Origin of the sequence: Pseudomonas oryzihabitans (assembly GCF_007665395.1) — a bacterium.
Classification (GTDB): Bacteria; Pseudomonadota; Gammaproteobacteria; order Pseudomonadales; family Pseudomonadaceae; genus Chryseomonas; species Chryseomonas psychrotolerans_C.
In genome coordinates, this window is sequence record NZ_VDND01000004.1 from 58,157 (window position 1) to 83,919 (window position 25,763).

General features: G+C 67.7%; 25 protein-coding genes and 1 tRNA gene. 13 read left to right on the plus strand and 13 right to left on the minus strand.

What is annotated here, in order from left to right; all coding sequences use genetic code 11:
- Positions 1–22 precede the first annotated feature (22 nt).
- The 5 genes from FSV73_RS10315 to FSV73_RS10335 all read left to right on the plus strand — a co-directional run bounded on the left by FSV73_RS10315 (position 23) and on the right by FSV73_RS10335 (position 5,574).
- Positions 23–1,864: an amidohydrolase gene (locus tag FSV73_RS10315; protein ID WP_186309216.1), complete on the plus strand. Its 1,842-nt coding sequence runs from the start codon at positions 23–25 to the stop codon at positions 1,862–1,864.
- An 11-nt stretch (positions 1,865–1,875) separates the two neighbouring features.
- Complete coding sequence (locus tag FSV73_RS10320; protein WP_145007420.1) at positions 1,876–3,471, plus strand: MFS transporter; 1,596 nt, start codon at positions 1,876–1,878, stop codon at positions 3,469–3,471.
- A gap of 44 nt (positions 3,472–3,515) precedes the next feature.
- Positions 3,516–4,139 carry an isochorismate family cysteine hydrolase YcaC gene (gene ycaC / locus FSV73_RS10325; protein ID WP_145007422.1) on the plus strand — a complete coding sequence of 208 codons (624 nt, stop codon included), beginning with the start codon at positions 3,516–3,518 and terminating at the stop codon, positions 4,137–4,139.
- A 53-nt stretch (positions 4,140–4,192) separates the two neighbouring features.
- The gene (locus tag FSV73_RS10330; protein ID WP_145007424.1) at positions 4,193–5,101 is read left to right on the plus strand and encodes a LysR family transcriptional regulator; all 909 of its coding nucleotides are present in this window, start codon (positions 4,193–4,195) and stop codon (positions 5,099–5,101) included.
- Between the two features lie 104 nt (positions 5,102–5,205).
- Positions 5,206–5,574 carry a hypothetical protein gene (locus tag FSV73_RS10335; RefSeq protein ID WP_145007426.1) on the plus strand — a complete coding sequence of 123 codons (369 nt, stop codon included), beginning with the start codon at positions 5,206–5,208 and terminating at the stop codon, positions 5,572–5,574.
- 638 nt (positions 5,575–6,212) lie between these two features.
- Here FSV73_RS10335 and FSV73_RS10345 read toward each other — a convergent pair.
- A complete protein-coding gene (locus tag FSV73_RS10345; RefSeq protein WP_145007427.1) occupies positions 6,213–7,088 on the minus strand; it encodes a LysR family transcriptional regulator in 876 nt (291 codons plus the stop codon).
- 103 nt (positions 7,089–7,191) lie between these two features.
- On the opposite strand from FSV73_RS10345, the gene FSV73_RS10350 reads away from it, so the two are divergent.
- Positions 7,192–8,379 (plus strand): MFS transporter, encoded by a 1,188-nt coding sequence (locus FSV73_RS10350; RefSeq protein WP_145007429.1) that lies wholly within the window; start codon positions 7,192–7,194, stop codon positions 8,377–8,379.
- Between the two features lie 110 nt (positions 8,380–8,489).
- Entirely contained in the window at positions 8,490–8,927 is a 438-nt protein-coding gene (locus FSV73_RS10355) for a hypothetical protein (RefSeq protein WP_145007431.1), read from the plus strand.
- Positions 8,928–8,932: 5 nt separating this feature from the next.
- Here the strand turns inward: FSV73_RS10355 and FSV73_RS10360 are convergent, their stop codons facing one another.
- The 9 genes from FSV73_RS10360 to FSV73_RS10400 form a co-directional block, all read right to left on the minus strand.
- Positions 8,933–9,811: a LysR family transcriptional regulator gene (locus FSV73_RS10360; protein WP_145007433.1), complete on the minus strand. Its 879-nt coding sequence runs from the start codon at positions 9,809–9,811 to the stop codon at positions 8,933–8,935.
- A gap of 147 nt (positions 9,812–9,958) precedes the next feature.
- Positions 9,959–11,059, minus strand: coding sequence for a redox-regulated ATPase YchF (gene ychF / locus FSV73_RS10365; RefSeq protein ID WP_145007435.1), 1,101 nt, complete (start codon positions 11,057–11,059; stop codon positions 9,959–9,961).
- A 41-nt stretch (positions 11,060–11,100) separates the two neighbouring features.
- Positions 11,101–11,685, minus strand: coding sequence for an aminoacyl-tRNA hydrolase (gene pth / locus FSV73_RS10370; RefSeq protein WP_145007437.1), 585 nt, complete (start codon positions 11,683–11,685; stop codon positions 11,101–11,103).
- A gap of 34 nt (positions 11,686–11,719) precedes the next feature.
- Positions 11,720–12,343 (minus strand): 50S ribosomal protein L25/general stress protein Ctc, encoded by a 624-nt coding sequence (locus FSV73_RS10375; RefSeq protein WP_145007439.1) that lies wholly within the window; start codon positions 12,341–12,343, stop codon positions 11,720–11,722.
- A 124-nt stretch (positions 12,344–12,467) separates the two neighbouring features.
- Positions 12,468–13,409 (minus strand): ribose-phosphate pyrophosphokinase, encoded by a 942-nt coding sequence (locus FSV73_RS10380; protein WP_007161553.1) that lies wholly within the window; start codon positions 13,407–13,409, stop codon positions 12,468–12,470.
- Positions 13,410–13,450: 41 nt separating this feature from the next.
- Positions 13,451–13,525: transfer RNA gene (locus FSV73_RS10385), tRNA-Gln, on the minus strand.
- 25 nt (positions 13,526–13,550) lie between these two features.
- Positions 13,551–14,411 carry a 4-(cytidine 5'-diphospho)-2-C-methyl-D-erythritol kinase gene (ispE, locus tag FSV73_RS10390; protein ID WP_145007441.1) on the minus strand — a complete coding sequence of 287 codons (861 nt, stop codon included), beginning with the start codon at positions 14,409–14,411 and terminating at the stop codon, positions 13,551–13,553.
- Positions 14,408–15,028 (minus strand): lipoprotein insertase outer membrane protein LolB, encoded by a 621-nt coding sequence (lolB, locus tag FSV73_RS10395; RefSeq protein WP_145007443.1) that lies wholly within the window; start codon positions 15,026–15,028, stop codon positions 14,408–14,410. Before lolB ends, ispE begins: the two co-directional genes overlap by 4 nt.
- On the minus strand, positions 15,025–16,749 hold the full coding sequence (locus FSV73_RS10400) for a tetratricopeptide repeat protein (RefSeq protein ID WP_145007445.1): 1,725 nt from the start codon (positions 16,747–16,749) through the stop codon (positions 15,025–15,027). Before FSV73_RS10400 ends, lolB begins: the two co-directional genes overlap by 4 nt.
- A 244-nt stretch (positions 16,750–16,993) precedes the next feature.
- Here FSV73_RS10400 and hemA point away from each other — a divergent pair, with 244 nt between their 5' ends.
- The 6 genes from hemA (at position 16,994) to FSV73_RS10430 (ending at position 22,383) form a co-directional block, all read left to right on the plus strand.
- Complete coding sequence (hemA, locus tag FSV73_RS10405) at positions 16,994–18,262, plus strand: glutamyl-tRNA reductase (protein WP_145007447.1); 1,269 nt, start codon at positions 16,994–16,996, stop codon at positions 18,260–18,262.
- On the plus strand, positions 18,259–19,341 hold the full coding sequence (prfA, locus tag FSV73_RS10410; RefSeq protein ID WP_145007449.1) for a peptide chain release factor 1: 1,083 nt from the start codon (positions 18,259–18,261) through the stop codon (positions 19,339–19,341). The genes hemA and prfA overlap by 4 nt, the downstream gene beginning before the upstream one ends.
- 3 nt (positions 19,342–19,344) lie before the next feature.
- Positions 19,345–20,175, plus strand: a complete 831-nt coding sequence (gene prmC / locus FSV73_RS10415) for a peptide chain release factor N(5)-glutamine methyltransferase (RefSeq protein ID WP_145007451.1) — start codon at positions 19,345–19,347, stop codon at positions 20,173–20,175.
- Positions 20,169–20,924 carry a molybdopterin-synthase adenylyltransferase MoeB gene (locus FSV73_RS10420; RefSeq protein WP_145007452.1) on the plus strand — a complete coding sequence of 252 codons (756 nt, stop codon included), beginning with the start codon at positions 20,169–20,171 and terminating at the stop codon, positions 20,922–20,924. The genes prmC and FSV73_RS10420 overlap by 7 nt, the downstream gene beginning before the upstream one ends.
- Complete coding sequence (murI, locus tag FSV73_RS10425) at positions 20,917–21,708, plus strand: glutamate racemase (RefSeq protein WP_145007454.1); 792 nt, start codon at positions 20,917–20,919, stop codon at positions 21,706–21,708. The genes FSV73_RS10420 and murI overlap by 8 nt, the downstream gene beginning before the upstream one ends.
- Positions 21,709–21,858: 150 nt before the next feature.
- Positions 21,859–22,383, plus strand: coding sequence for an acyloxyacyl hydrolase (locus FSV73_RS10430; protein ID WP_145007456.1), 525 nt, complete (start codon positions 21,859–21,861; stop codon positions 22,381–22,383).
- A 27-nt stretch (positions 22,384–22,410) separates the two neighbouring features.
- Here the strand turns inward: FSV73_RS10430 and FSV73_RS10435 are convergent, their stop codons facing one another.
- Genes FSV73_RS10435 through FSV73_RS10445 form a run of 3 tightly spaced genes read right to left on the minus strand, consistent with a single transcriptional unit; the run spans position 22,411 to position 25,737 of the window.
- On the minus strand, positions 22,411–23,835 hold the full coding sequence (locus FSV73_RS10435) for a cryptochrome/photolyase family protein (RefSeq protein ID WP_145007458.1): 1,425 nt from the start codon (positions 23,833–23,835) through the stop codon (positions 22,411–22,413).
- Positions 23,832–24,776 (minus strand): MerR family transcriptional regulator, encoded by a 945-nt coding sequence (locus FSV73_RS10440; RefSeq protein ID WP_260856058.1) that lies wholly within the window; start codon positions 24,774–24,776, stop codon positions 23,832–23,834. The genes FSV73_RS10435 and FSV73_RS10440 overlap by 4 nt, the downstream gene beginning before the upstream one ends.
- Positions 24,766–25,737, minus strand: a complete 972-nt coding sequence (locus tag FSV73_RS10445; RefSeq protein ID WP_145007460.1) for a YbgA family protein — start codon at positions 25,735–25,737, stop codon at positions 24,766–24,768. The genes FSV73_RS10440 and FSV73_RS10445 overlap by 11 nt, the downstream gene beginning before the upstream one ends.
- Positions 25,738–25,763: the final 26 nt, after the last annotated feature.

Here is a 25,763-nt window from a genome sequence, read left to right on the forward strand (position 1 = left end):
CGATACTGCCTCTGGAGGTACCATGCAACACGCCGATCTGATCCTGCACAACGGCAAGCTTCACACCGTCGATCCCGAGCGCCCCGAAGCGACCGCGGTCGCCATCAGGGATGGCGTCTTCCTCGCCGTGGGCAGCGACAGCGAGGCCATGGCCCATCGCGGCCCGGCCACCCAGGTGGTCGACCTGCGCGGGCGCCGCGCCATTCCCGGCCTCAACGACTCCCACCTGCACCTGATCCGCGGCGGCCTCAACTACAACCTGGAACTGCGCTGGGAGGGGGTGCCCTCGCTGGCCGATGCCCTGCGCATGCTCAAGGACCAGGCCGAGCGCACCCCGGCGCCCCAGTGGGTGCGGGTCGTGGGCGGCTGGAACGAATTCCAGTTCGCCGAGCGCCGCCTGCCGACCCTGGACGAACTCAACCAGGCGGCTCCGGACACCCCGGTGCTCATCCTCCACCTCTACGACCGGGCGCTGCTCAATCGCGCCGCCCTGCGGGTGGTCGGCTACACCAGGGACACCCCCAATCCCCCGGGCGGCGAGATCCAGCGCGACGCCCGCGGCGAGCCCACCGGCATGCTGATCGCCCGGCCCAACGCCATGATCCTCTACGCCACCCTGGCCAAGGGGCCCAAGCTGCCGCTGGAGTACCAGGTCAACTCCACCCGCCAGTTCATGCGCGAACTCAATCGCCTGGGGCTGACCAGCGCCATCGATGCCGGCGGCGGCTTCCAGAACTATCCGGATGACTACCAGGTGATCCAGGAACTGGCCGATGCCGACCAGCTCACCGTGCGCATCGCCTACAACCTCTTCACCCAGCGACCCAAGGAAGAGCTGACCGACTTCAAGAACTGGACCGGCAGCGTCACCCTGCACCAGGGCACCGACTTCCTGCGGCACAACGGCGCCGGCGAGATGCTGGCCTTCTCCGCGGCCGACTTCGAGGACTTCCTCGAACCGCGCCCGGATCTGCCAGCCACCATGGAGGCCGATCTGGAACCCGTGGTGCGCCACCTGGTGGAGCAGCGCTGGCCGTTCCGCCTGCACGCCACCTACGACGAATCCATCTCGCGCATGCTCGACGTCTTCGAGCGAGTCAATCGCGACGTACCCTTCAATGGCCTGCCCTGGTTCTTCGACCACGCCGAGACCATCAGCCCGCGCAACATCGAGCGGGTCAAGGCGCTGGGCGGCGGCATCGCCATCCAGGACCGCATGGCCTTCCAGGGCGAATACTTCGTCGACCGCTATGGCGCCCAGGCCGCCGAGCAGACCCCGCCGATCCAGCGGATGCTCGCCGCTGGTGTACCGGTGGGGGCGGGGACCGACGCCACCCGGGTCTCCAGCTACAACCCCTGGACCTCGCTGTACTGGCTGGTGAGTGGCCGCACCGTCGGCAGTCTCGCGCTCTATCAGGAGGGCCTGCCGCGGGCCACCGCCCTGCAGCTGTTCACCCAGGGCAGTGCCTGGTTCTCCTCGGAACAGGGCAAGAAGGGCCAACTGCGGGTGGGCCAACTGGCCGACGTGGCGGTGCTCTCGGCGGACTTCTTCAGCGTCGAGGAAGAGGCCATCAAGCACCTGGAGGCGGTGCTCACCGTGGTCGGTGGCCGCATCGTCTATGGCGCCGAGGAATTCGATCGCCTGGGGCCGGCGCCCTTGCCGGTCACGCCGGACTGGTCGCCGGTGGTCAAGGTGCCCGGTCACTGGAAACCCGGTGCGCCCTTGCAGGCCGCCGTGCACCAGTGCGCCGGCGCCTGTTCCGTGCATGGCCACGGCCATGAGCGGGCGCGCCAGAGCCGGGTACCGGTCAGCGACTTCAGTGGCTTCTGGGGCGCCTTCGGCTGCTCCTGCTTCAGCTTCTGAGGACCGCCGCCATGACCGCCGCCGCCCTCACGCCCAACACTGCCTCGCCCTGGCAGCCGCTGCGCCAGCGCACCTTCCGCTGGCTGTGGCTGGCCAGCATCGCCTCCAACATCGGCACCTGGATGCACGAGGTGGGCGCCAGCTGGCTGATGACCTCGCTGTCGGCCAGCCCGCTGGCGGTGGCCCTGGTGCAGGTGGCGGGGGCGCTGCCGATGTTCCTGCTGGCGCTGCCGGCCGGCGCCCTGGCCGACATCGTCGACCGGCGCCGCTACCTGCTCGGCGTGCAGCTGTGGATGGCCGCGGTAGCCCTGGCCTTGGCCGGCCTGACCCTGGCCGGCTGGATGAGCGTGCCGCTGCTGTTGGGCCTGACCCTGGCCATGGGCGTGGGCACCGCGCTGATGCTGCCGGCCTGGTCGGCGCTCACCCCCGAGCTGGTGGATAAAAGCGAGCTGCCCGCGGCCATCGCCCTGTCCAGCCTGGGCATGAACGTGGCCCGCGCCCTGGGGCCGGCGCTGGCCGGGGTGCTGGTCAGCCTGGCCGGTCCCTGGCTGACCTTCGCCCTCAATGCCGTGTCCTTCTTCGCCGTCATCGTCGTGCTCCTGACCTGGCGGCGCCAACCTGCAGCCGCCGTGCTGCCCGCGGAGCGCCTCTTGGGCGCGGTCCGGGTCGGTTTCCGCTACGCCCGCAGCTCCCCCCAGCTGCAGGTGGTGCTGGCCCGGACCGCCGCGTTTTTTCTCGGCGCCAGCGCCGGCATGGCCCTGCTCCCGCTGCTGGTCCGCCAGGCCCTGCAGGGCACTGCCCTGGATTTCGGCATCCTGCTCGGTTGCGTGGGCCTGGGCGCCATCGGCGGCGCCATGCTCTTGCCGCGGCTGCGCGAAAGACTCTCCAGCGACCTGCTGGTGGCCGGCGCCAGTGCCGTCTATGCCCTCGTCCTGCTGGGGCTGGCCTGGATCCGTGACTTCGCCTGGCTGTTGCCGGTGATGCTCGCCAGCGGCCTGGCCTGGATCGCCGTGCTCTCCAGCCTGCAGGTGGCGGCCCAGACCGCCGTCCCCGGCTGGGTCAGGGCCCGCGCCCTGGCCGTCTACATCCTGGTGTTCTTCGGCACCAGCGCCCTGGGCGGTACCCTCTGGGGCGCCGTGGCCAGTCACTTCTCCCTGACCGTCGCCCTGAGCGCGGCCGCTGCGGTGCTGCTGGCCGGCATCGTCCTGACCTGGCGTCTGCGCCTGCCGGTCACCCCGGCGGCGGACATAGCCCCTTCGCTGCACTGGCCGACACCCATCCTCGACGACTCCCTGGACCGCGAGCGCGGCCCGGTGCTGGTCACCCTGGAATACGACATCGCCCCCGAGCACGGCCCGGCCTTCCGCCAGGCCATGCAGGCGGTGGGCGCCATGCGCCGGCGCAACGGAGCCTTCTCCTGGGCGCTGCTGCAGGACAGCGCCGAACCGCGACTCTGGCAGGAATTCTTCTGCGACGAATCCTGGCTGGAGCACCTGCGCCACCACCACCGCGTCACCCAGGGCGAACAGCGCCTGGAAGCGGCGGCGCGCCAGTACCAGACCCCCGGCGTACCCATCGCCATCCGCCACCTCCTGGGCGGTGCCTAGCGCCGCCCGTTACCTCATCAACCACCACCCCCGAGGACTCCACCATGAGCAAGCCCTACAACCGTCTCGACAAGAACGATGCCGTCGTCCTGCTGATCGACCACCAGGCCGGTCTGATCTCCCTGGTGCAGGATTTCACCCCCAGCGACTTCAAGAACAACGTCCTGGCCCTGGCCAACAGCGCCAAGTTCTTCGGCCTGCCCACCATCCTCACCACCAGCTTCGAGCAGGGCCCCAACGGCCCGCTGGTGCCCGAGCTGGTGGAGCTGTTCCCCGAGGCGCCCTACATCGCCCGGCCCGGCCAGATCAACGCCTGGGATAACGAAGACTTCGTCGCCGCCATCAAGGCCACCGGGCGCAAGCAGCTGATCATCGCCGGCGTGGTGACCGACGTCTGCGTGGCCTTCCCGGCACTGGCCGCCATCGCCGAGGGCTTCGACGTCTTCGTGGTGACCGATGCCTCCGGCACCTTCGACAAGACCGTGCAGCAGGCCGCCTGGGCGCGCATGAGCGCCGCTGGCGTGCAGCTGATGAACTGGTTCAGCGTCGCCTGCGAACTGCACCGCGACTGGCGCAACGACATCGAAGGCCTGGGCGCCCTGCTGTCCAACCACATCCCCAACTACCGCAACCTGATGACCAGCTACGCCAAGCTGGCTTCGAAATAAGGTAACGACAGTCCGGTGTCCATCCGGGCGCCGGACCGTCGCGGAGGGACGCCGTGAACCGCAACGACCTGCGCCGCATCGACCTGCACCTGCTGGTGGTGTTCGAGAGCCTGATGCACGAGCGCAACCTCACCCGCACCGCGGAAAAGCTCTTTCTCGGCCAGCCTGCCATCAGCGCCGCCCTGGTGCGCCTGCGACAGTTCTTCGACGACCCCTTGCTGGTGCGCAGCGGCCGGGCCATGGAGCCCACGCCGCGCGCCCTGGCCATCCTCGAACGGCTGCGCCCGGCCCTGGATGGCCTGTCCAACGCCCTCAGCGAGGTCGACGACTTCGATCCCGGCGCCAGTCGCGCAGTGTTTCGCATCGGCATGTCCGACGACGTCGAATGCGGCCTGCTGCCCCCGTTGCTGAGCCATCTGCGCGAGGTGGCGCCCCACTGCGTGCTGGTGGTGCGCAACGCCAACTTCCTGCTCTTGCCCGGGCTGCTCGCCAGCGGCGAGGTGTCCCTTGGCATCAGCTACACCACCCAGCTGCCGGCCAATGCCAAGAGCCGCACCCTGAGGCACATCCGCGCCCTGGTGGTGCGCGCCGACACCGATCCCGCACCCCTGACGCTGGACGACTACTGCGCCCGGCCCCATGTGCTGGTGTCCATGTCTGGCGATCTCTGCGGCAACATCGACGACGACCTGGCGCGCCTCGGCCGCAGCCGCAAGGTGGCCCTGGGCGTGCCTCACTTCAACGGCCTCGGCGCCCTGCTGGCCGGCAGCGACCTGCTCGCCACCGTGCCCGACTACGCCGCCCGGGCGCTGGCCGCGAGCGGTGGTCTGCGCTTCGAGGAGCCACCCTTTCCCATCGTGCCGGCCCGGCTGTCGCTGGTCTGGCGCGCCGCCCAGGACCAGGACCCGGGCGAGCGCTGGCTGCGCGGCGAGATCCTTAGATTCATGGGCGAGCCTGGCTAAGCGACCGGGTATCAGCGTCGTCGATAAGCGCTATCCGCCGGTACGATTTATGGAGGAGGGGGTTGGCTTTCTAGGATGGCTGCATGTCTTCCGGAGCCACGCCCATGCCTCTCACCAACCTTCGCCACGCCCTCCGCCTGCTGGCCTGCGCCGGCTTCCTCGCCGTGCTGGCCGGCTGCGCCAGCTCCCACAACGCCTACCTCAGGGATGGCAGCACGGCCTACCTGGTGCAGTGCAACGGGGTCTTCGGCAGCTGGTCCGGCTGCGCGGGCGAAGCCGCGGAGCGTTGCCCCACCGGCAGCTACCAGGTCCTCGCCCGCAACCACCTCGACGGCGCCAGCGAAGCCCAGGCTGACGCCAGTGTCGCCGGCCAGTCCTACCCGGTGCGCAACCTGCTGGTGCAGTGCCAGGGCGAACAATTCGCCTGGCGCGTGGGCAACTTCGTGCGCCGCCTGCCGGTCAGCGAGGGCTGAGGGCTGAGGGCTGAGGGCTGAGGGCTGAGGGCTGAGGGTTGAGGGCAGGTCAGCAGGTTGTCGAGGGTTCTGCAGCGGCTGAAGGCCTGCTCGGCTAGCCCCCTCTCCCTCTGGGAGAAGGCTGGGGTGAGGGCGCTCCCCGTACACTGAAGTCACCCTTGGAAAAGGCTGCGTCGCTTTCCAGGCTACGCCTCTAGCCCCCTCTCCCTCTGGGAGAGGGTTGGGGTGAGGGCGCTCCCCGTACACTGAAGTCACCCCTGGAAAAGCCTGCGCCGCTTTCCAGGCCACGCCGCTGCCGCCCATTGCTCTGGGATCCATCCTGGCCATGGCTGCGCCAGACCGTAGGTTGGGCTGAGACGGCTTCGTCGTCGAAGCCCAACAATGCCGACACCCTGACGCAAGAACCGTTGGGCTTCGCTGCGCTCAACCCAACCTACGAGGGCTCTCAGGTGCGTCCGCCCACCAGGCGAGCGGACGGCGGTCGATCCCCGAACAGGCGCCAGGAAATTAACTGGCCTCCCACCAGGATCACGGACAAGGAAGCGCCTCGAGCCCCAGGGCTCGGTCACCGGACCGTGCTCCGGCCGCAGCCCGCGCCTATCGCCTCGGCGGCTGCACAGCCTGCCGGTGAGCGACAGCTAATCCGCCAGCGCCTCCTCCAAGACGCTGAGGAACTCCCGCGCCGCCGGCGTCGGCAGGGGCGACCAGATGGCATAGACGTCCCGCTGCGGCGCATCGCTGACCGGCACGCTGGCCAGCCCGGCGAAGGTGGCGGCGAGGCTGCGCGGGACCAGTCCGACCGCCAGGCCGCGACGGACGAAGCGCTCCAGCAGCTGCATATGGCTGGTCTCGAAGCGCACGCGATGGGGCAGGCCGAGGGCGGCGAAGGCCTCGTCGGTCTGCCGTCGTGCCCCGCTGCCAGCAGGCAGGTCCACCAGCGGCAGGTCCACCAGGTCATGCAGCGACAGCCGCTCCCGCCCGGCCAGGGCATGGTCCGCCGGCAACACCGCCACCAAGTCCTCGCTGAGCAGCAATCGGCGCTCCACGGCCTCCAGGGCCAACTGGCGGGAGACGCCGATCAGGGCGAAGTCCAGCTGCCGCTCACGCACCGCCGCCAGCAGCGTCTCGCTCTTGTCCTGGCGCAGCTCGATGTCCACCTGCGGATGACGGCCGTGGAAGGCCGCCAGCACATCGACGATGTCCAGCCGCGGCACCGAGGAAATCAGGCCCACCGTCAGGGTGCCGCGAATGGCACCGACCGCGGCCGCCACATCCTGCTGCAACCGCGCCACAGCAGCCAGCGCCTGGCGCGCATGGACCAGCATTGCCTCGCCGGCGGGGGTGATGCGCACCTGACGCGGCAGCCGCTCGAACAGGCTGGCGCCCAGCTCGGCCTCCAGGCGGGCGATCTGATGGCTGAGCGCCGACTGCACCACGTGGCAACGCTCGGCGGCGCGGGTGAAATGGCGCTCTTCGGCCAGGGCGACGGCGAATTCCAGCTGCTTGAGATTCATGGCGTCATCTTGAAAGGAGATGAAGGCCATCTTAACGATTCATTTAACCGATAGCTGTCCTTGGCCAATACTGACGGACCCTCCCTCGTCCCGGACCGCACGGATGTCGACCCCCACGCCACCCCTCAGCCGCTGGCTGACCCTGCTCATGGCTGTCGCCACCGGCATCGCCGTGGCCAGCAACTATTACAACCAGCCGCTGCTGCACACCATCGCCCAGCGCTTCGACCTCAGCTACACCCAGGCCGGCAGCATCGTCACCACCGCCCAGCTCAGCTACGCCGCTGGTCTATTGCTGCTGGTGCCCCTGGGGGATCTGCTGGAGCGCCGCCGGCTGATCGTCACCATGAGCGTGATCGCCGCCGCCGGCCTCGCCCTGAGTGCCACCGCCACCAGCCTGCCCTGGCTGCTGCTGGGCACCGCCATGACCGGGCTCTTCTCGGTGGTGGCCCAGGTGCTGGTGCCCTTCGCCGCGACCCTGGCGGCGCCGGAGCAGCGGGGCAGGGCGGTGGGTACGGTGATGAGTGGCCTCATCCTCGGCATCCTGCTGGCCCGTACCGTGGCCGGGGCGCTCTCGTCCCTGGGCGACTGGCGCACCGTCTACGCCGTGGCCGCCGGCCTGATGCTGGCGACCGCCCTGGCCCTGCGCCTGGCGCTGCCGCGCTACCAGCAGTCGGCCGGTCTGAGCTATCCGCGGCTGCTGGGCTCGGTGTTCGTCCTCTTGCGCGACGAGCCCCTGCACCGGCTGCGTACCCTGCTGGGCTGCCTGGGCTTCGCCGTCTTCGCGCTGTTCTGGACCCCCCTGGCCTTCCTGCTCGCCGCCGAGCCCTATGGCTTCAGCGACGGCACCATCGGCCTGTTCGGCCTCGCCGGCGCGGTGGGCGCCCTGGCCGCCAACCTGGCCGGACGTATGGCCGACCAGGGCAAGGGCGGTCTCGCCACCAGCATCGGCCTGGTGGCCCTGACCCTCGCCTGGTTGCCCCTGGCCTTCGCCCAGACCTCCCTGGCGGCGCTGCTGCTCGGCATCCTGGTGCTGGATCTGGCCGTGCAACTCACCCACGTCAGCAACCAGAACGTGGTCTACCGGCTACGCCCCGAGGCCCGTAGCCGCCTCAACGCCGGCTACATGACCGGCTATTTCCTCGGCGGCTCCCTGGGCTCGCTGCTGTCGGCGCGGCTGTACGAGCGCTTCGGCTGGACCGGCGTGAGCCTCGCCGGCTGCCTGCTGGCCGCCACGGCGCTGGCCGTCTGGTGCCTGTTCCTCTGGCGCCAGCGCCAGGCGGGGGGCTAGTCCGCAGCGATCATCAGTGCGGTCGATGATCGCTATCCCGCAGGACGATTTCTAGGCGAGCACCCAGGTGGCGACAATGAATCCACACCCACCCGACACAGGTACTCGCCATGAAAGCCCTCACCGCCCTCTTTGCCGCCACCCTGTTCACCGCCGCCATCGCCCAATCGGCCCAGGCCGAAGAAAGCGCCCTGCGCCCGCTGGGCTCGCTGATCGAGAAGCACCAGCAGAGCGATCGCACCCTGGCCGAAAACGGTGCCGACCGCAGCCTGCAACCCTCGATCCAGCGCCAGCAGCAGCGTCTCGACCCACGCCGGGCCCTGGCCGAAAACGGTGCCGACCGCAGCCTGCAACCCTCGATCCAGCGCCAGCAGCAGCGTCTCGACCCGCGCCGTACCCTGGCCGAAAACGGTGCCGACCGTAGCCTGCAACCCGCGATCCAGCGCCAGCAGCAACGCCTGGACGGTCAGCGCCTGGCCGCCGACGGTGCCGAGCGTACCCTGCAGCAATGGCCCCAGCGTCAGCCGACCCGCGGCGCCGTGGCGTGAGCCGCCTAGACCGTCAGCCGGTCGCGCAGATAGTCCGAGAACAGCTGGACGATGCGCGCCGACTGGCGATGCTGGGGATAGACCGCATAGACCGCCGCGCTGGGCAGGGCGAAGTCCTCCAGCACCTGCACCAGCGCCCCTGACGCCAGCGCCGCACCGATGATGAAGGTCGGTAGCACCGCGATCCCCTGGCCCGCGATGGCCGCATCCCGCACCACTTCCCCGTTGTTGGCCCTGAGCTGACCCTGCATGGGCAGCACCAGCGGCTTGCCCCCACGCTGAAAGCGCCATTCCACCTGGCGGCCATGGCCATAGAGCAGACAGCTGTGCTCGGCCAGATCCTCCGGCTGCAGCAGCGGCGGCGCCTTCTGTAGATAATCCGGACTGGCACAGGTCACCAGCTGCATCTCGGTCAGTCGCTTGGCGATCAGGCTGGAATCGGCCAGGGTGCCGATGCGGATCGACATGTCGTAGCCCTCCGCCAGCAGATCCACCGCCCGGTCGTTGAGATCCAGCTCCAGGCGGATCTGCGGATAGGCCGAGAGGAAATCCGGCAACAGCGGGCTCAGGTGCAGGGTGCCGAAGGTCATGGGCGCACTGACGCGCAACAACCCCTGGGGGACCGTCCGCCGGCTGGACAGCAATTCCTCGGTGTCGTTGACGTCCTCGAGGATCTTCACCGCCCGCTCATAGAGCAGCACCCCCAACTCGGTCGCCTGCAGCCGCCGGGTGGTGCGATTAAGCAGCCGCACCCCCAGACTTTCCTCCAGTGCCATGGTCCGCCGGCTGACGAACTGCTTGGACAGCCCCAGCTTGTCGGCAGCGGCGGTGAAGCTGCCCTCGTTCAGGGTGGTGACGAACAGGCGCAGGTCTTCGAAATTCATGACGGCATCCAGGCAGCGGGTGGCCGTCATTGTGCCAAAAGGAGGTGCGTTCGGCCCGGCGTCAGGCCTTCGTCGGTAGAAGCTCGCGCAAAAGAAAACCCCCTCGCCACCTTGCGGCGGGGAGGGGGTTCTGGCGTTCGCCGTCGCTTAGACGTTGAAGCGGAAGTGCATGACATCACCGTCCTTGACGATGTATTCCTTGCCTTCCAGGCGCCACTTGCCGGCTTCCTTGGCGCCGTTCTCGCCCTTGAAGGCGATGAAGTCGTCATAGGCCACCACTTCGGCGCGGATGAAGCCTTTTTCGAAGTCGGTGTGGATGGCGGCGGCCGACTGGGGCGCGGTGGCGCCGACGCGGACGGTCCAGGCGCGGACTTCCTTCACCCCGGCGGTGAAGTAGGTCTGCAGGTTGAGCAGTTCGTAGCCGGCGCGGATCACCCGGTTCAGGCCCGGCTCTTCCATGCCCATGGACTCGAGGAACATCTGCTTTTCCTCGTCGTCGTCCAGCTCGGCGATCTCCGCCTCGATCTTGTTGCACACCGGCACCACCACGGCGCCTTCTTCTTCGGCAATGGCGCGGACCACGTCCAGGTGCGGGTTGTTCTCGAAGCCATCCTCGGCGACGTTGGCGATGTACATCACCGGCTTGCTGGTCAGCAGGTGGAAGCTGCGCACCAGACGCTTCTGCTCTTCGTCCAGACCCTTCAGCAGGCTACGGGCGGGCTTGCCGGCCTCGAAGTGGGGAATCAGCTGTTCCAGCAGCGCCTTCTGCGACACGGCTTCCTTGTCGCCGCCCTTGGCGTTGCGGGTGACACGCTGCAGTTGCTTCTCGCAGCTGTCGAGGTCGGCGAAGATCAGCTCCAGGTCGATGACCTCGATGTCCCGCTTGGGGTCCACCGAGTTGGCCACGTGGATGACGTTCTCGTCTTCGAAGCAGCGCACCACGTGGGCAATGGCGTCGGTCTCGCGGATGTTGGCGAGGAACTTGTTGCCCAGGCCTTCACCCTTGGACGCGCCGGCCACCAGCCCCGCGATGTCGACGAATTCCATGGTGGTGGGGATCACCCGCTCGGGCTTGACGATCTCCGCCAGGGCGTTCAGCCGCGCATCGGGCATGGGCACGATGCCGCTGTTGGGCTCGATGGTGCAGAAGGGGAAGTTTTCCGCCGCGATACCGGATTGGGTCAGGGCATTGAACAGGGTGGACTTGCCGACGTTGGGCAGGCCGACGATGCCGCAATTGAATCCCATGGTGTGTGTCCTCGCGGAAGAAGAGAAGAGAGTAGGGTGGGTCAGGCCTTGCGGCTGTGCAGGCGTTGCATGGCGCGGGTCAGGTCGCCGTCCAGCAGTTCGGGAACCACAGCCAGGGCGGCGTCGATGCTGTCGTCGAGCAGCTCCTGCTCGCTGCGCGGCGCGCGGCCCAGCACGAAGTTGGCAACCAGGCTGGCATGCCCGGGATGGCCGATGCCCAGGCGCAGGCGCTGGAAGCCGTTCTGATTGCCGAGCTGGGCGATGATGTCGCGCAGCCCGTTGTGGCCACCATGGCCGCCGCCGGTCTTGAGGCGCGCGGTGCCGGGTGGCAGGTCGAGTTCGTCATGGGCCACCAGGATGGCCGCCGGCGGAATGCGGAAGAAGCCGGCGAGCGCCGCCACGGCTTGGCCGCTGCGGTTCATGTAGGTGGTGGGGATGAGTAGACGAACCTCGTTGCCCGCGTGGCGGAAGCGCCCCACGAGGCCATGATACTTGCGCTCGGCAGCCAGGCTCGCGCCTTGGGCGGCTGCCAGTCGCTCAACGAAAAGGGCCCCTGCATTGTGCCGGGTCTGGTCGTATTCGGGGCCCGGATTACCCAGGCCGACGATCAGTTGGACGGCAGTCATGTCAGGAGCCCTTCTCGGTCAGGCGTGCGCGAACTTACTCGGCAGCGCCTTCTTCGGCAGCACCGTCTTCGGCTTCTTCACGGATGCGCGGCAGGTGGATGCTGGCAACCGGCAGATCGCTGCCGTGGGCCAGGGACACCAGCTCGACGCCAGCCGGAACGGCCAGGTCGCTGAGGTGAACGATCTGGTCCAGCTCGACCTTGGCCATGTCGACTTCGATGAATTCCGGCAGGTCTTTCGGCAGGCAGGAGACTTCGACTTCGTTGATGGTGTGCAGGATCTCGCCACCCTGCTGCTTCACGCCCACGGAGCTTTCCTGGTTCATGAAGTGCAGCGGGACGTGGGCGGTCAGCTTCTGACCGGCGACGACGCGCAGGAAGTCGGCGTGCAGGACGTAGCCCTTGGAGGGGTGACGCTGCAGGGCCTTGACCAGGACGCTCTCGTTGCTGCCACCGACCTTCAGGGTGATGACGCTGGAGTAGGCGGCTTCGCTTTCCAGCATCTTGGCCAGGTCTTTGGCGACCAGGGTGATGGAAGCGGGGGCCTTGTCACCACCGTAGATCACGGCGGGAACGTTACCGGCATTACGACGCAGGCGGCGGCTCGCACCTTTCCCCAGGTCGGAACGCACTTCGGCATTCAGAGTGAAATCAACCATTGTGAATCTCCAGGATAAGGAATCGGCGGGACGCGAACTTGCGACCAGTTTCTACGACCCTACCGACTAAAAAGCCCCGGTAGGCCATCACGGCCTTCCGGGGCGCTTCCAGAGCGGCTGTTCCTTAACGGAACATCGCGCTGATGGATTCTTCGTTACTGATGCGGCGTACGGCTTCGGCCACCACCGGCGCGATGTCCAGTTGGCGGATGCGGCTGCAGGCCTGGGCCGCGGCGGACAGCGGAATGGTGTTGGTCACCACCAGCTCGTCCAGCACGGAGTTGTCGATGTTCTCGATGGCGCGACCCGACAGCACCGGGTGGGTGCAGTAGGCCAGCACCTTGGCGGCGCCGTGTTCCTTCAGGGCCTTGGCCGCGTGGCACAGGGTGCCGGCGGTATCGACCATGTCGTCGACCAGCACGCAGGTGCGGTCCTGGATGTCACCGATGATGTGCATCACTTCCGACTGGTTGGCCTTGGGGCGACGCTTGTCGATGATCGCCAGGTCCACGCCCAGGCTCTTGGCCACGGCACGCGCACGGACCACGCCGCCGATATCGGGGGAGACGATCATCAGGTTTTCGAAACGCTGGTCTTCGATGTCATCCACCAGGGCGGGGGAGCCGTAGATGTTGTCCACGGGAATATCGAAGAAGCCCTGGATCTGGTCGGCGTGCAGGTCGACGGTGAGCACCCGGTTGATGCCCACCACGGTCAGCATGTCGGCCACGACCTTGGCGGTGATGGCGACCCGCGCGGAACGCGGACGGCGATCCTGGCGCGCATAGCCGAAATAGGGGATGACCGCGGTGATACGGGTAGCCGAGGAGCGGCGGAAGGCATCGGCCATCACCACCAGTTCCATCAGGTTATCGTTGGTCGGCTCGCAGGTAGGCTGGATGATGAAGACATCCTTGCCCCGCACGTTCTCGTTGATTTCGACGCTGATCTCGCCATCGGAGAATTTTCCGACGGAGACGTCACCGAGAGGGATGTGCAGCTGGCGCACGATGCGCCGTGCCAGATCGGGGTTGGCGTTCCCCGTGAAGACCATCATCTTGGACACGCTGCAGTTCCTGCGGCTTGAGGTGGGTCTTGGAAGGAAAATGGCAGGGGCGGCTGGATTCGAACCAACGCATGGCAGGATCAAAACCTGCTGCCTTACCGCTTGGCGACGCCCCTGTATCTTGCAGAGTACTAGCTGTACTCATTCTCTGGTCAGGCTTGCCAGCGCCCGGTGCAACATGGAAACGTTGCTACCTTTGGCCACGAAGCCTGGAAGTGATGCTGGTAGCTGGCGAGCTACTGTATCAGCTTCGGTCTTATTTGGAAAGCTTCCAAATATGCAACCTCCAGTGCCGGTTAATCTAGCTGAAACAAATTTGTTTAGCAAGATCAAAGCGTTACGAATTTCTGGGTAACGCTTCTCGACCGTACTCTGGCAGTCATTCCGACCTGTCCACTCGAGAACGGCGCAAACTTTAATGGCGGGAGTGTCCCGTGTCAACAGCGGATCGGAAAAAATTTCTGCTGTACTTACAGAGACTTGCGGCACGGCCACGAGATACCAGGGTTCCGCGGGCGAAACGGGCGTGAGCTTTTCGCCCACGCCCTCGGCGAAGGCGGCCTGGCCGCGGACGAATACCGGCACGTCGGCGCCCAGGCGCAGCCCCAGGGCGGCCAGGTCATCGAGGCTGGCGTCGAGGCCCCAGAGATGATTCAGGCCGAGCAGGGTAGTGGCGGCGTCCGAGCTGCCGCCACCGATGCCGCCGCCCATGGGCAAGCGCTTGGTCAGCCAGAGGTCGGCGCCCTGGCGGGTACCGCTCTCCTGCTGCAGCAGGCGGGCGGCGCGCAGGATGAGATTCTGCTCGGGGGCGACGCCGGGGAGGCCGTCATGCAGGTGCAGGGTCCCGTCGTCACGGTCGGCGAAGCCCAGGTCGTCGCCCCAGTCGAGAAACTGAAACAGCGTCTGCAATTCGTGGTAGCCATCCGGACGGCGGCCGAGGATGTGCAGGAACAGGTTGAGCTTGGCCGGTGCCGGCAGGGTGAAGGCGGGTGTCGCGGTCATTTGCCCAGCTCGCGCGGCTGCCAGGTCTTCACCACCAGGATGACTTCCAGGTCCTTGCCGGTGAGCTTGAGGCGCTCGGGCAGGGTATAGCCGTTCTGCTCGGTGTAGCGGGTGTATTCGACGGTCCAGCCGTCCTGGACCAGGCGCGCCAGGTGGCTGTCGGCGTCCAGGGTCAGCTGGCTGCGGCTGTCCGGGGCCGGCAGGCCGCGCACCCACCAGAGCAGGTGCGAGACCGGCAGGCGCCAGCCGAGCTGCTGTTCCAGCAGGGCTTCGGGGGAGTCGGCCTGGTAGCTGCCCTGGCCGGAGACGTCGAGGGTGACGGCGCCCGGGCGCCCGGTGAGACGGGTGGCGCCGCGCCCCAGGGGGCCGGCCAGGCGGATGTCGTAGTAGTCCTGGCGCTGCAGCCAGAACAGGGTGCCGCTACCGGAATCGCGCGGCGCGCGGATGCCGACCTTGCCGTCGATCTGCCAGCCGTCGAGGGCGGCGATACGCTGCTTGTGGGCTTGCCACTGGGCGGCATTGCCCTGGCCTTCCACGGCCTCCTGGCGGGAGGTGCTGGCGCAGCCGGCCAGCAGGGCGAGCAGGAACAGGGTGACGAGGGTGCGCAGGCGGATCATCGGAGGGTTTCGCTTCCAGTCAGGCGTTTGAGGGTGCCGCGCAGGATGGCGTCGTCGGCGTCGGCGTCGAGGCCCACGCGCCAGACCTTGCGGGCTTCGCTGTGCTTGCCCTGGCTCCAGAGCACCTCGCCGAGGTGGGCCGCCACTTCGGCATCGGGAAAGCGCTCGTAGGCCTGGCGCAGGTAGCGTTCGGCCTCGGCGAGCTGGCCCTGGCGATAGCGGATCCAGCCCATGCTGTCGAGGATGGCCGGATCGTCCGGGCTCAGCTGGTGCGCCTTGTCGATCAACTGGCGCGCCTCGGCCAGGCGCGGGGTGCGATCGGCGAGGGTGTAGCCCAGGGCATTGAGCGCCATGGCGTTGTCGGGGTCGTGGACGATGATGTAGCGCAGGTCGCTTTCCAGCTGGCCGAGATCGCCGCGCTTTTCCGCCAGCATGGAGCGGACGTAGAGCAGGTTGAGGTCATTGGGATACTGCTGCAGCGCCTGCTGCACGGTCTGGTCGGCGAGGGCGGTCTGGTCGGCACTGGCCAGGCCTTCGACTTCCAGCAGGTAGAGCGGCACGGCGTATTCGCTCTGGCGCTTGCGCGCCTCGGCCAGGCGTTGGCGGGCCTCGGCGATGCGCCCGGCGCCGAGCAGGATTTCCGTCTGGCGCTGCTGGGCGGCCAGGTAGTCGGTACCCGGGCCAACCTGGGTGTATTCGGCCAGCGCCTGGTCGGGCTGATCGAGTTCTTCGTAGCTGCGCCCCAGGTTGAGGTGCGCGGCATCCACATGGCTGCCGCGGTCGATCAGTTCCTTGAGGTAGACCTGGGCTTCGCGCCAGGCCTGGGCCTCCAGGCAGACCAGCGCCAGGGAGAATCTGAGGTCGTCGTCGTCGGGGAACTGGGCGACCAGCTCGGCGAATTCGCGCTTGGCCTGGTCCAGGCGATCCAGTTCCACCAGCAGCCGGGCATGGGCCAGGCGCAGGCGGCGGTCTTCCGGGTGCTGGCGGATGCCGGCTTCGAGCAGCGGCAGGGCCTCGGCGCTGCGGTCCTGGCTCTGCAGCAGGCGCGCGCGCAACAGCAGCGGGGCGACTTCGCGCTTGGCCGCCGGATTGCGCTCCAGCAGCTTCAGCGCCTCGTCGGGGCGACCGTCCTGCTGCAGCAGCAGCGCCTTGCCGAACAGCAACTGGCCGTTGTGCGGGTACTTGGTCAGCAGGCGGTCGAAGCTCTTGAGCAGGCCGGCGCGGGTGGTCTCGTCGGTTTCCGCGGCGGACAGGGCGAGGAAATCGAAGTGGGTATCGCCCTGGCCCTGGAGCACGCGCTCCATATAGGCCATGGATTCGTCGTAGCGCCCGGCGCGGGCCAGCATGATGGCGGCGGCGCGCTGGGCATCGAGGTTGTCCGGCGCGTTACGGGCCCAGATCTGCGCGGTTTCCAGCGCCGGGGTATCGGCACCCAGGTATTCGGCGATGCGGAAGGCCCGCTCGGCCACGCCCGGGTCCTGGGTCGACTTGGCCTGCTCGACGTAGTTGGTCAGGGCGATGTCGAACCGATTGCGCTGGCCGGCCAGCTCGCCGACCAGCAGGTCGTAGAGGGTGTCTTCGCGGAAGGAGCCGGCCGGTTGCGGCGTGCTGGTCTTGGCGGTGGGCGGCGGGATGGCGGCAGCGGGCGCCGGCTGGCGGCCGAGGTTCTGGCAGCCGGCGAGCAACAGGGCGGTCGTCAGCAGCGCAAGGTATCTGGTCATAGGGTCGGGGCGGCCTTTTTACAGTCGGTCCATCATGCCACAAGAGTGGTCCCTGCCGCGTCGCCCATGCGCAGCGGCGGGCCGGGAAGTGCGGTGGTCGAGGCTGTTGACGCCTTTTGCCCGGCAAGATTCATTCGCCCAGGCTATGACGGCGATTGTCCGACGGCTCGTCGCTGCTGGTTGTCGCCACCGCTCGCGCGTAGGACAATGTTCGGCTTTCCCATCCGTTCGACTGCTTGCGTCCATGGCCTTTCTCGCGCTCGGCATCAATCACAAGACCGCCTCGGTTGAGGTGCGCGAACGCGTGGCTTTCACCCCGGAACAGACGGTCGAGGCCCTGCGCCAGCTGGAGCAGGCGACCCACAGCCGGGAAGCCGCCATTCTCTCCACCTGCAACCGCAGCGAACTCTACCTGGAGGTGGAGCCCAGTCTGGCGGACGCCGTGCTGGCCTGGCTCGCCCAGTACCACCGGGTACCCCTGGAAGACCTGCGTGCCAGCATCTACCTGCACCAGGACGAAGCCGCGGTGCGGCACATGATGCGGGTGGCGGCGGGGCTGGATTCCATGGTGCTGGGCGAGCCGCAGATCCTCGGCCAGCTGAAGTCGGCCTACGCCGTGGCGCGCGAGGCCGGCACCGTCGGCCCGCTGTTGGGACGGTTGTTCCAGGCCACCTTCAACACCGCCAAGGCGGTGCGCACCGATACGGCGATCGGCGAGAACCCGGTGTCGGTGGCCTTCGCCGCGGTCAGCCTGGCCAAGCAGATCTTCAGCGACCTCAGCCGCAGCCAGGCGCTGCTGATCGGCGCCGGCGAGACCATCACCCTGGTCGCCCGCCATCTCCATGAGCAGGGCGTGCGCCGCATCGTCGTCGCCAACCGCACCCTGGAGCGGGCCAGCCACCTGGCCGAGGAATTCGGCGCCCATACCGTGCTGCTGGCCGACATTCCCGACGAACTGGTCAACAGCGACATCGTCATCAGTTCCACCGCCAGCCAGTTGCCCATCCTCGGCAAGGGCGCGGTGGAGCGGGCGCTCAAGCAGCGGCGGCACAAGCCCATCTTCATGGTCGACATCGCCGTGCCGCGCGACATCGAGCCGGAGGTGAGCGAGCTGGAGGACGTCTACCTCTATACGGTGGACGACCTGCACGAGGTGGTGGCCGAGAATCTCAAGAGTCGCCAGGGCGCCGCCCAGGCCGCCGAAAAGCTGGTGTTGGCCGGGGTCGAGGATTTCATGCAGCGGCTGCGCGAGCGCGCCGCGGTCGACGTGGTGCGGGCCTATCGCCAGCAGGGCGAGCAGATCCGCGACGACGAGCTGGCCCGCGCCCAGCGGCAGCTGGCCAACGGCGCCGATCCCCAGGAGGCCCTCGCGGCCCTGGCGCGCAGCCTGACTAACAAGCTGATGCACGCCCCCAGCGTGCAGCTCAAGAAACTATCCGCCGAGGGGCGCGTCGACGCGCTGACCCTGGCTCAGGAACTCTTCGCCCTCGACGAGGGTTTGGACAAGACATGAAGACCTCTCTGTTGCACAAGCTCGACGGTCTGCAGGACCGCTTCGAGGAGCTGACCGCGCTGTTGGGCGACGCCGAAGTCATCAGCGACCAGACCCAGTTCCGCGCCTATTCCAAGGAATACGCCGAACTCGAGCCGGTCAGCCAGGCGTTCACCGAATACCGTAAGGTGCAGGCCGACCTGGAGGGTGCCCAGGCCCTGCTCAAGGACAGCGATCCCGACCTGCGCGAGATGGCCGAGGAAGAGGTGGCCAGCGCCAAGGCGCGGCTGCAGGAACTGGAAGACGAGCTGCAGCGCATGATGCTGCCCAAGGATCCCAACGACGGCCGTAACGTCTTCCTGGAAATCCGTGCCGGTACCGGTGGCGACGAGGCGGCGATCTTCGCCGGCGACCTGTTCCGCATGTATTCGCGCTACGCCGAGCGCCAGGGCTGGCGCTTAGAGGTGCTTTCGGAGAACGAAGGCGAGCACGGCGGCTTCAAGGAAGTCATCGCCCGGGTCGAGGGCGACAACGTCTACGCCAAGCTCAAGTTCGAGTCCGGCGCGCACCGGGTACAGCGCGTACCCGAGACCGAATCCCAGGGCCGCATCCACACCTCGGCCTGCACCGTGGCGGTGCTGCCCGAGCCCGACGAGCAGCAGGCCATCGAGATCAATCCGGCCGACCTGCGCGTCGACACCTATCGTTCCTCCGGCGCGGGTGGGCAGCACGTCAACAAGACCGACTCGGCGGTGCGCATCACCCACCTGCCCACCGGCATCGTGGTGGAGTGCCAGGAAGAGCGTTCGCAGCACAAGAACCGCGCCAAGGCCATGGCCTGGCTGTCGGCCAAGCTGAATGACCAGCAGGACGCGGCGGCGCACAAGGAAATGTCCGACACCCGCCGGCTGCTGGTGGGCTCGGGCGACCGCTCCGAGCGCATCCGCACCTACAACTTCCCCCAGGGCCGGGTGACCGATCACCGCATCAACCTGACCCTCTATTCGCTGGGCGAGGTGGTCAACGGCGATGTCCAGCAGGTCATCGACCCGTTGCTGCAGGAATACCAGGCCGACCAGCTGGCAGCCCTGGGAGACTGAGCCATGGCCACCATCGGCGCGTTGTTGCGCGAAACCCAGTTGCCCACCTCGCCCAGTGCCCGCCTCGACGTGGAACTGCTGCTGGCCGCCGCGCTGGACAAGCCGCGCAGCTACCTGCGCACCTGGCCGGAAAAGCTGGTGTCGCGCGAGGCCCTGGCACGCTTCCAGGCCGACCTGGAGCGCCGTCGCCAGGGTGAGCCGGTGGCCTACATCCTCGGCCACCAGGGCTTCTGGTCGCTGGACCTGGAGGTCAGCCCCGACACTCTGATCCCGCGTCCCGACACCGAGGTGCTGGTGGAGACCGCCCTGGCGCTGCCGCTGGCGGACGAGGTGCAGGTGCTGGACCTTGGGACGGGGACCGGCGCCATCGCCCTGGCCCTGGCCCACGAGCGGCCGCGCTGGCGGGTCAGCGGCGTGGATCGTATCCCGGCGGCGGTCGCCTTGGCGCAGCGCAATGCCGAGCGGCTGCGGCTGGGCAATGTCCGCTTTGTCGAAAGTCATTGGTTCGCCGCCCTCACCGGGCAGCGTTTCGCGCTGATCCTCAGCAACCCTCCCTATATCGCCGGCAGCGATCACCATCTGGACGAGGGCGACGTGCGCTTCGAGCCGCGCAGTGCCCTGGTTGCCGGTGGCGATGGCCTGGACGACCTCCGCGAGCTGGTCGCGGCGGCCCCCGACCACCTGCAGCCCGGCGGCTGGCTGTGGCTGGAGCATGGCTTCGAGCAGGCTGCCGCGGTACGCGAGCTGCTGGTGCGCCGGGGCTTCGCCGAAGTCGAGAGTCGCCAGGACCTGGCTGGTCACGAACGCATCAGCGGCGGTCGCTGGCCATGCTGAGCGACGGCGAACTGCTGCGCTACAGCCGGCAGATCCTGCTGGCCCAGGTGGACATCGCCGGGCAGCTGCGGCTGAAGGCGTCCAGGGTGCTTATCGTCGGCCTCGGCGGCCTGGGTTCGCCGGTGGCGCTCTACCTGGCCGCGGCCGGCGTCGGCGAATTGCACCTGGCCGACTTCGACCGGGTCGACCTGAGCAATCTGCAGCGCCAGGTGTTGCACGACGAAAGCCGCATCGGCCAGGGCAAGGTGGATTCGGCGCTGCAACGCCTCGCGGCGCTCAATCCCGAGGTGCGCCTGGTGCCGCTGCGCGAGGCGCTGGATGCCGACAGCCTGGCGGCGCGGGTGGCGGCGGTCGATCTGGTGCTGGATTGCTCCGACAATTTCACCACTCGGGCCGCGGTGAACGCGGCCTGTGTCGCCACGGGCCGGCCGCTGGTGAGCGGCGCGGCCATTCGCCTGGAAGGCCAGCTCAGCGTCTTCGATCCACGCCGCCCCGATAGTCCCTGCTACCACTGCCTCTACGGCGAGGGCAGCGAGGCGGAGCTCAGCTGCAGCGAGGCCGGGGTGCTGGGGCCGGTGGTGGGCCTGGTGGGCAGCCTGCAGGCACTGGAGGCCCTGAAATTGCTGGCCAACTTCGGCGAGCCGCTGGTGGGGCGGCTGCTGCTGGTGGATGCGGCGGGCAGTCGCTTCCGCGAATTGCGCGTCAAGCGCGATCCGGGTTGCCCCGTGTGCGGCGCGCGCCATGGCTGACGAGGCACCGATCGGAGTCTTCGACTCGGGCGTCGGCGGCCTGTCGGTGCTGGCGGAGATCCAGCGGCTGCTGCCGGCGGAAACCCTGCATTACGTGGCCGATTGCGGCCATATCCCCTATGGCGAGAAGACGCCGGCCTTCATTCGCGAGCGCTGCCAGCTGATCGCCGCGCGGCTGCATGCCCAGGGCGCCAAGGCCCTGGTGGTGGCCTGCAACACGGCCACGGTGGCCGCGGTCGCCGACCTGCGCGAGCGCTATCCCGGCTGGCCCATCGTCGGCATGGAGCCGGCGGTCAAGCCGGCAGCCGCGGCCACCCGCAACGGCCTGGTCGGGGTGCTGGCGACCACCGGAACGCTGCAGAGCGCCAAGTTCGCGGCCCTGCTGGACAGATTCGCCCTGGGCGTCCAGGTGCTCACCCAACCCTGCCCGGGGCTGGTGGAGCAGGTGGAGCGGGGTGATCTGCAGGGACCCGAGACCCGCAGGCTGCTGCAGGGCTTCCTGGCACCGCTGCTGGCAGCGGGCTGCGATACCCTGATCCTGGGTTGCACCCACTATCCCTTCCTGCGCCCCTTGCTGGCCGACCTGGTACCGCCGGACGTCATCCTGGTGGACACCGGCGCAGCCGTGGCGCGCCGTCTGCAAAGTCTGCTGGTGCTGAATGACCACCTGGCCAAGGGTCCGGCTGGTCCTACCCGAGTCTGGACTTCGGGCGCCCCCGCGGCCCTGGCCAAGGTGCTACCCCAGTTGTGGCCCTCAGGCGCCGAGGTAAAGGCGTTCGTCTGACTTTCTGCGCGCGTTTCGCTCGCCAAAATTTCGCCCAACGACTAGCATCCAGACCTGTAGGTAAAATCGCCTAGCCTGTGAACCCCTTCACGCCTTCAGGGTCAATGCTGGCGGTTCGTAAAAATTAGAAACATCCACAAGGGCACTCTCATGAACAAATTGCTTTCCTTCGCAGTAGCCGCCGCGCTTTCGCTCGGCGGAGTGGCGTCGGTGCAGGCCGCGGAAATCACTGGCGCGGTCGGGGCGACCAGCCAGAGCGGCATGACCTATCGCATTGGTGCCGGCTGGAACTGGGACAAGAGCTGGTGGGAAAGCTCCACGGGTCGCCTGACCGGCTACTGGGACGCGGGCTACACCTACTGGGAAGGCGAGAGTGACCATTCCTCCGCACAGCATTCGCTGTCCTTCGCGCCGGTGTTCGTCTACGAGTTCGGCCATGGCTACCTGAAGCCCTTCGTCGAAGCCGGTATCGGCGTGTCGGTATTCTCCAGCACCAAGGTCGGCGAACAGGACCTGGGCTCGGCCTTCAACTTCGAAGACCGCCTCGGCCTGGGCGTGAAGATCGGCGAGACCCAGCGGGTCGGCATCCGCGCCACCCACTATTCCAACGCCGGCATCAAGCAGCCCAACGATGGCATCGAGTCCTACGCGCTGTTCTACAGCCACAGCCTGTAGACCGGGCTGGACTGAAAAAAGCCGGACTTAGTCCGGCTTTTTCGTTGCCGTCTTCTGGCGCGCCATGCCGCGATAGGCAGCCAGGGCGCGCTCACGACTCTCGCCCAGGTCCACCAGCGGTGACAGGTAGCGACCCCCCGGGGTGTGCACCGCCTTGCCCTTGAACTCGGCCAGCTCTGGCACCCAGGTACGCACATAGTCGCCCCGGGCATCGATCTTCAACGCCTGGGTATGGGGATTGAACACGCGGAAATAGGGCACCGAGTCGGTACCCGTGGAGGCACTCCACTGCCAGCCGCCATTGTTGGAGGCCAGGTCGCCATCGATGAGGTGGCGCATGAACCAGCGTTCACCTTCACGCCAGTCGATCAGCAGGTTCTTGCAGAGGAACATGGCGGTCAGCATGCGCATGCGGTTGTGCATCCAGCCGGTCTGCAACAGCTGGCGCATGGCCGCATCGATGATGGGGATGCCGGTACGCCCCTGCTGCCAGGCCTCGAGGCCCGCGGGATCGTCACGCCAGGGCAGGGCGGCGAGTTCCCGGTTGAAGGGTTGGTTGCGCGACACCCAGGGATAGCCCACCAGCACATGGCGATAGAACTCGCGCCAGAGCAATTCGGTGATCCAGGTGGCGGCGCCCTGGCTACCCCCGCTGAGCTGGCCCTGGTTGGCCTGCACCGCGGCCTGGAGGCACTGGCGCGGGGTCAGCACCCCGGCGTTCAGGTAGGCCGAGAGTTGGCTGGTGCCGGGCTCGGCAGGAATGTCGCGCGCCTGGTGATAGTCGTCCAAGTCGTCGCTGATGAAGGCCGCCAGGCGTCCGAGCGCTGCCTCTTCGCCGGCCGGCCAGAGTGTTTGGACCTCGGCTGGGGGCGCGGCGAAGCCGTCGATCACAAGGGGCAACTCATCGGCTGGTACAGAGCTCCGCTTCTGCTTGGCGGAGGCTGGCAGGGGCGTGGGCAACCCGGTTTCCAGGCGCGCGAGACAGGTCTTCTTGAATTGCCCGAAGACCTTGAAATAGCCGCCACTCTTGGTCAGGACGGTACCCGGGGCGAACAGGGTCTGGTCGAGGTAGCGGTGTATCCCCAGGCCTGCCTCGGCGAAGGCCTGAGCCACGGCGTCGTCGCGCGCTGCCTCGTTCAGGCCGTATTCGTCGTTGAAATGCAGGTCGGCGAGTCCGAGTTCCCTGGCCAGCTCCAGCAGCACCCCGGGCGCCTGCTCCCAGCGGTCCGCGCTACGGATCAGCAACGGGATGTTCAGCGCCTCGAGTGTCTTGCCGAGGGCGGCAAGATTGCGCAACCAGAAGTCGACCTTGACCGCCGCCTCGTCGTGCTCCTGCCACTGCGCGGGACTGAGCAGGAAGACGGCGGTTACCGGTCCCCGTTCTGCAGCGGCGTGGAGGGCAGGGTGATCATGGGTGCGCAGGTCGGTGCGGAGCCAGACGAGCTGGCTCATGCATAGCGTTCCCGACGCAGGAGTCCGGCGCCTTGCAGGCGATCGAAGGCCTCGCCCGGACTGCGCGCCGGTGCGGCGTCGGCGGTCAGGGATTCGCCCAGGGCGCCCAGGGTCAGGCAGGGCCGCGCATGGCGGTTGGCGAAGGCCTGCAGTTGGCGCCGCAGGTCGCTGTCGGGACGGCTGTCGCGGCAGAGGATCAACGCCCGGGGATCGAGCTGCTCGACCAGGCGATCCAGGTTGGCCACCGGAACCGACCACTCCACCACTTCCACCGGGCAATCCGCCGCGCTGATCAGCCAGGCGCAGAGCCACAGCGACACGTTCATCGGGGTATCGTCCAGGTTCAGCAGTACCAGGGGCGCGCCCCGCAGGCTGTGCTGGCTATGGTAGATCCGGGCGCCCAGCTTGCTGCGCAACCAGGATTGGAAGAACACCTGCTGCAGGCGCCCGTCGTCGGTGGCCTGGCTGAGTCGTTCCAGTTCCCGCAACAGCGGAGAGAGCAATTGGTCCAGCAGGACGCGGGGTGGGTAGAGCGAGGCAGCGCGGTTGTAGGCTTCGTCCAGGGCCCGCGAGGCGAGCCGGCCGATGGCGTCCATCATTTCCTGGTGGATGCCCTGCCAGGGCGTGTCGCTGGGCACCGCCGCCGGCCGCTGTTCGTCGAGCAGGCCCTTGACCTGGCTGACGGCCACGCCGCGGGCGATCCAGGCGAGGATCTGCTGCACCCGGACGACATGGGCCTCGCTGTAGAGTCGATGACCCTTGGGCGTGCGCTTGGGTACCAGCAGGCCATAGCGCCGCTCCCAAGCCCGCAGGGTCACGGCGTTCACGCCGGTACGCCGGGCGATTTCCCGGATGGGCAGCCAGCCCTCGTGCAGGGCGGACTGGTAATCCTGGTCTGCGCCGTCTGGCGACGCGGGCAGGAGGGTAGCGCTAGATGGCATTTCGCAGACTCAGACGTTCGGGGTGCGGTTGGAGATAGGCCTGCTCGTTCACATAACGATCCGGATGCTGGCGGAAGTGATGCTTGAGCAGCGTCAGGGGCACCACCAGAGGGACGATCCCGTCGTGGTATTGCTCGATCAATAGCTGCATCTCCTGCTTCTCGCTGTCGCTCAGCACCCGACGCAGGTACCCGAATAGATGATAGAGCACATTGCAGTGAGTACCACGGGTCGCGCACTTTTTCAGCGCAGCCATCAGGCCACTGAAGTACTCCTGGCCCAGCTCGTCCAGGTTGCGCTGGCCGATACTGCCGACCAGTTGCCCGAGGGCGCGCGCGCGGTGAGCATCGTGGGCCATGAGCTGGTACTTGTAGCGGGAATGATAGGACAGCAGGGCGCGCGCCGTCAGACCTTGTTGCACCAGTTGCAGCCAGTGGGCATGGGCGAAGACGCGGGTGACGAAGTTTTCCCGCAGCACCGGATCGTTCAGGCGGCCCGCTTCCTCGACCGGCAGGTCCGGCCGTAGACGCATGATGGCGGCGGCGAACAGGCCGCGGCCTTCGGGATCGCTACCCTGGCCGTTGGCGTGATAGACCTTGACCCGCTCCATGCCGCAGGACGGCGACTTCTGCATGAAGATGAAACCGGAGAGGTCGCCGAGCTCACCCGCCAGCTTCTCGCCGTAGGCGGTGAGGGCGGCGGTCACGTCCAGGCTCGGATCCATCGTCCCCACGGCGCGCGGCGCCTGGACGTCGCCGACCAGGCGGATAGGTTCGCGCGGGGTACCCAGGCCAACGGCCATTTCCGGGCACACCCGCACGAAGTCGAAATGTTCGGCGAAGGTCTGGCTGCACAGCCGGGATTCCTTGTGCCCGCCGTTGTAGCGGACTTCGTCACCCAGCAGGCAGGCACTGATACCCAGGCGCGGACGAGGCAGGCTGGAAGGAGCGAGGTAAGACATGGAGATCCCCTGTCGTGTATTTTCTT

Bases quoted from the DNA above. Each gene is read 5' to 3' on its own strand.
- FSV73_RS10315 (WP_186309216.1), top strand. From the start codon at position 23: ATGCAACACGCCGATCTGATCCTGCACAACGGCAAGCTTCACACCGTC.
- FSV73_RS10320 (WP_145007420.1), top strand. From the start codon at position 1,876: ATGACCGCCGCCGCCCTCACGCCCAACACTGCCTCGCCCTGGCAGCCG.
- ycaC (WP_145007422.1), top strand. From the start codon at position 3,516: ATGAGCAAGCCCTACAACCGTCTCGACAAGAACGATGCCGTCGTCCTG.
- FSV73_RS10335 (WP_145007426.1), top strand. From the start codon at position 5,206: ATGCCTCTCACCAACCTTCGCCACGCCCTCCGCCTGCTGGCCTGCGCC.
- FSV73_RS10345 (WP_145007427.1), bottom strand. From the start codon at position 7,088: ATGAATCTCAAGCAGCTGGAATTCGCCGTCGCCCTGGCCGAAGAGCGC.
- FSV73_RS10350 (WP_145007429.1), top strand. From the start codon at position 7,192: ATGTCGACCCCCACGCCACCCCTCAGCCGCTGGCTGACCCTGCTCATG.
- FSV73_RS10355 (WP_145007431.1), top strand. From the start codon at position 8,490: ATGAAAGCCCTCACCGCCCTCTTTGCCGCCACCCTGTTCACCGCCGCC.
- FSV73_RS10360 (WP_145007433.1), bottom strand. From the start codon at position 9,811: ATGAATTTCGAAGACCTGCGCCTGTTCGTCACCACCCTGAACGAGGGC.
- ychF (WP_145007435.1), bottom strand. From the start codon at position 11,059: ATGGGATTCAATTGCGGCATCGTCGGCCTGCCCAACGTCGGCAAGTCC.
- pth (WP_145007437.1), bottom strand. From the start codon at position 11,685: ATGACTGCCGTCCAACTGATCGTCGGCCTGGGTAATCCGGGCCCCGAA.
- FSV73_RS10375 (WP_145007439.1), bottom strand. From the start codon at position 12,343: ATGGTTGATTTCACTCTGAATGCCGAAGTGCGTTCCGACCTGGGGAAA.
- ispE (WP_145007441.1), bottom strand. From the start codon at position 14,411: ATGACCGCGACACCCGCCTTCACCCTGCCGGCACCGGCCAAGCTCAAC.
- lolB (WP_145007443.1), bottom strand. From the start codon at position 15,028: ATGATCCGCCTGCGCACCCTCGTCACCCTGTTCCTGCTCGCCCTGCTG.
- FSV73_RS10400 (WP_145007445.1), bottom strand. From the start codon at position 16,749: ATGACCAGATACCTTGCGCTGCTGACGACCGCCCTGTTGCTCGCCGGC.
- hemA (WP_145007447.1), top strand. From the start codon at position 16,994: ATGGCCTTTCTCGCGCTCGGCATCAATCACAAGACCGCCTCGGTTGAG.
- prfA (WP_145007449.1), top strand. From the start codon at position 18,259: ATGAAGACCTCTCTGTTGCACAAGCTCGACGGTCTGCAGGACCGCTTC.
- prmC (WP_145007451.1), top strand. From the start codon at position 19,345: ATGGCCACCATCGGCGCGTTGTTGCGCGAAACCCAGTTGCCCACCTCG.
- FSV73_RS10420 (WP_145007452.1), top strand. From the start codon at position 20,169: ATGCTGAGCGACGGCGAACTGCTGCGCTACAGCCGGCAGATCCTGCTG.
- murI (WP_145007454.1), top strand. From the start codon at position 20,917: ATGGCTGACGAGGCACCGATCGGAGTCTTCGACTCGGGCGTCGGCGGC.
- FSV73_RS10430 (WP_145007456.1), top strand. From the start codon at position 21,859: ATGAACAAATTGCTTTCCTTCGCAGTAGCCGCCGCGCTTTCGCTCGGC.
- FSV73_RS10435 (WP_145007458.1), bottom strand. From the start codon at position 23,835: ATGAGCCAGCTCGTCTGGCTCCGCACCGACCTGCGCACCCATGATCAC.
- FSV73_RS10440 (WP_260856058.1), bottom strand. From the start codon at position 24,776: ATGCCATCTAGCGCTACCCTCCTGCCCGCGTCGCCAGACGGCGCAGAC.
- FSV73_RS10445 (WP_145007460.1), bottom strand. From the start codon at position 25,737: ATGTCTTACCTCGCTCCTTCCAGCCTGCCTCGTCCGCGCCTGGGTATC.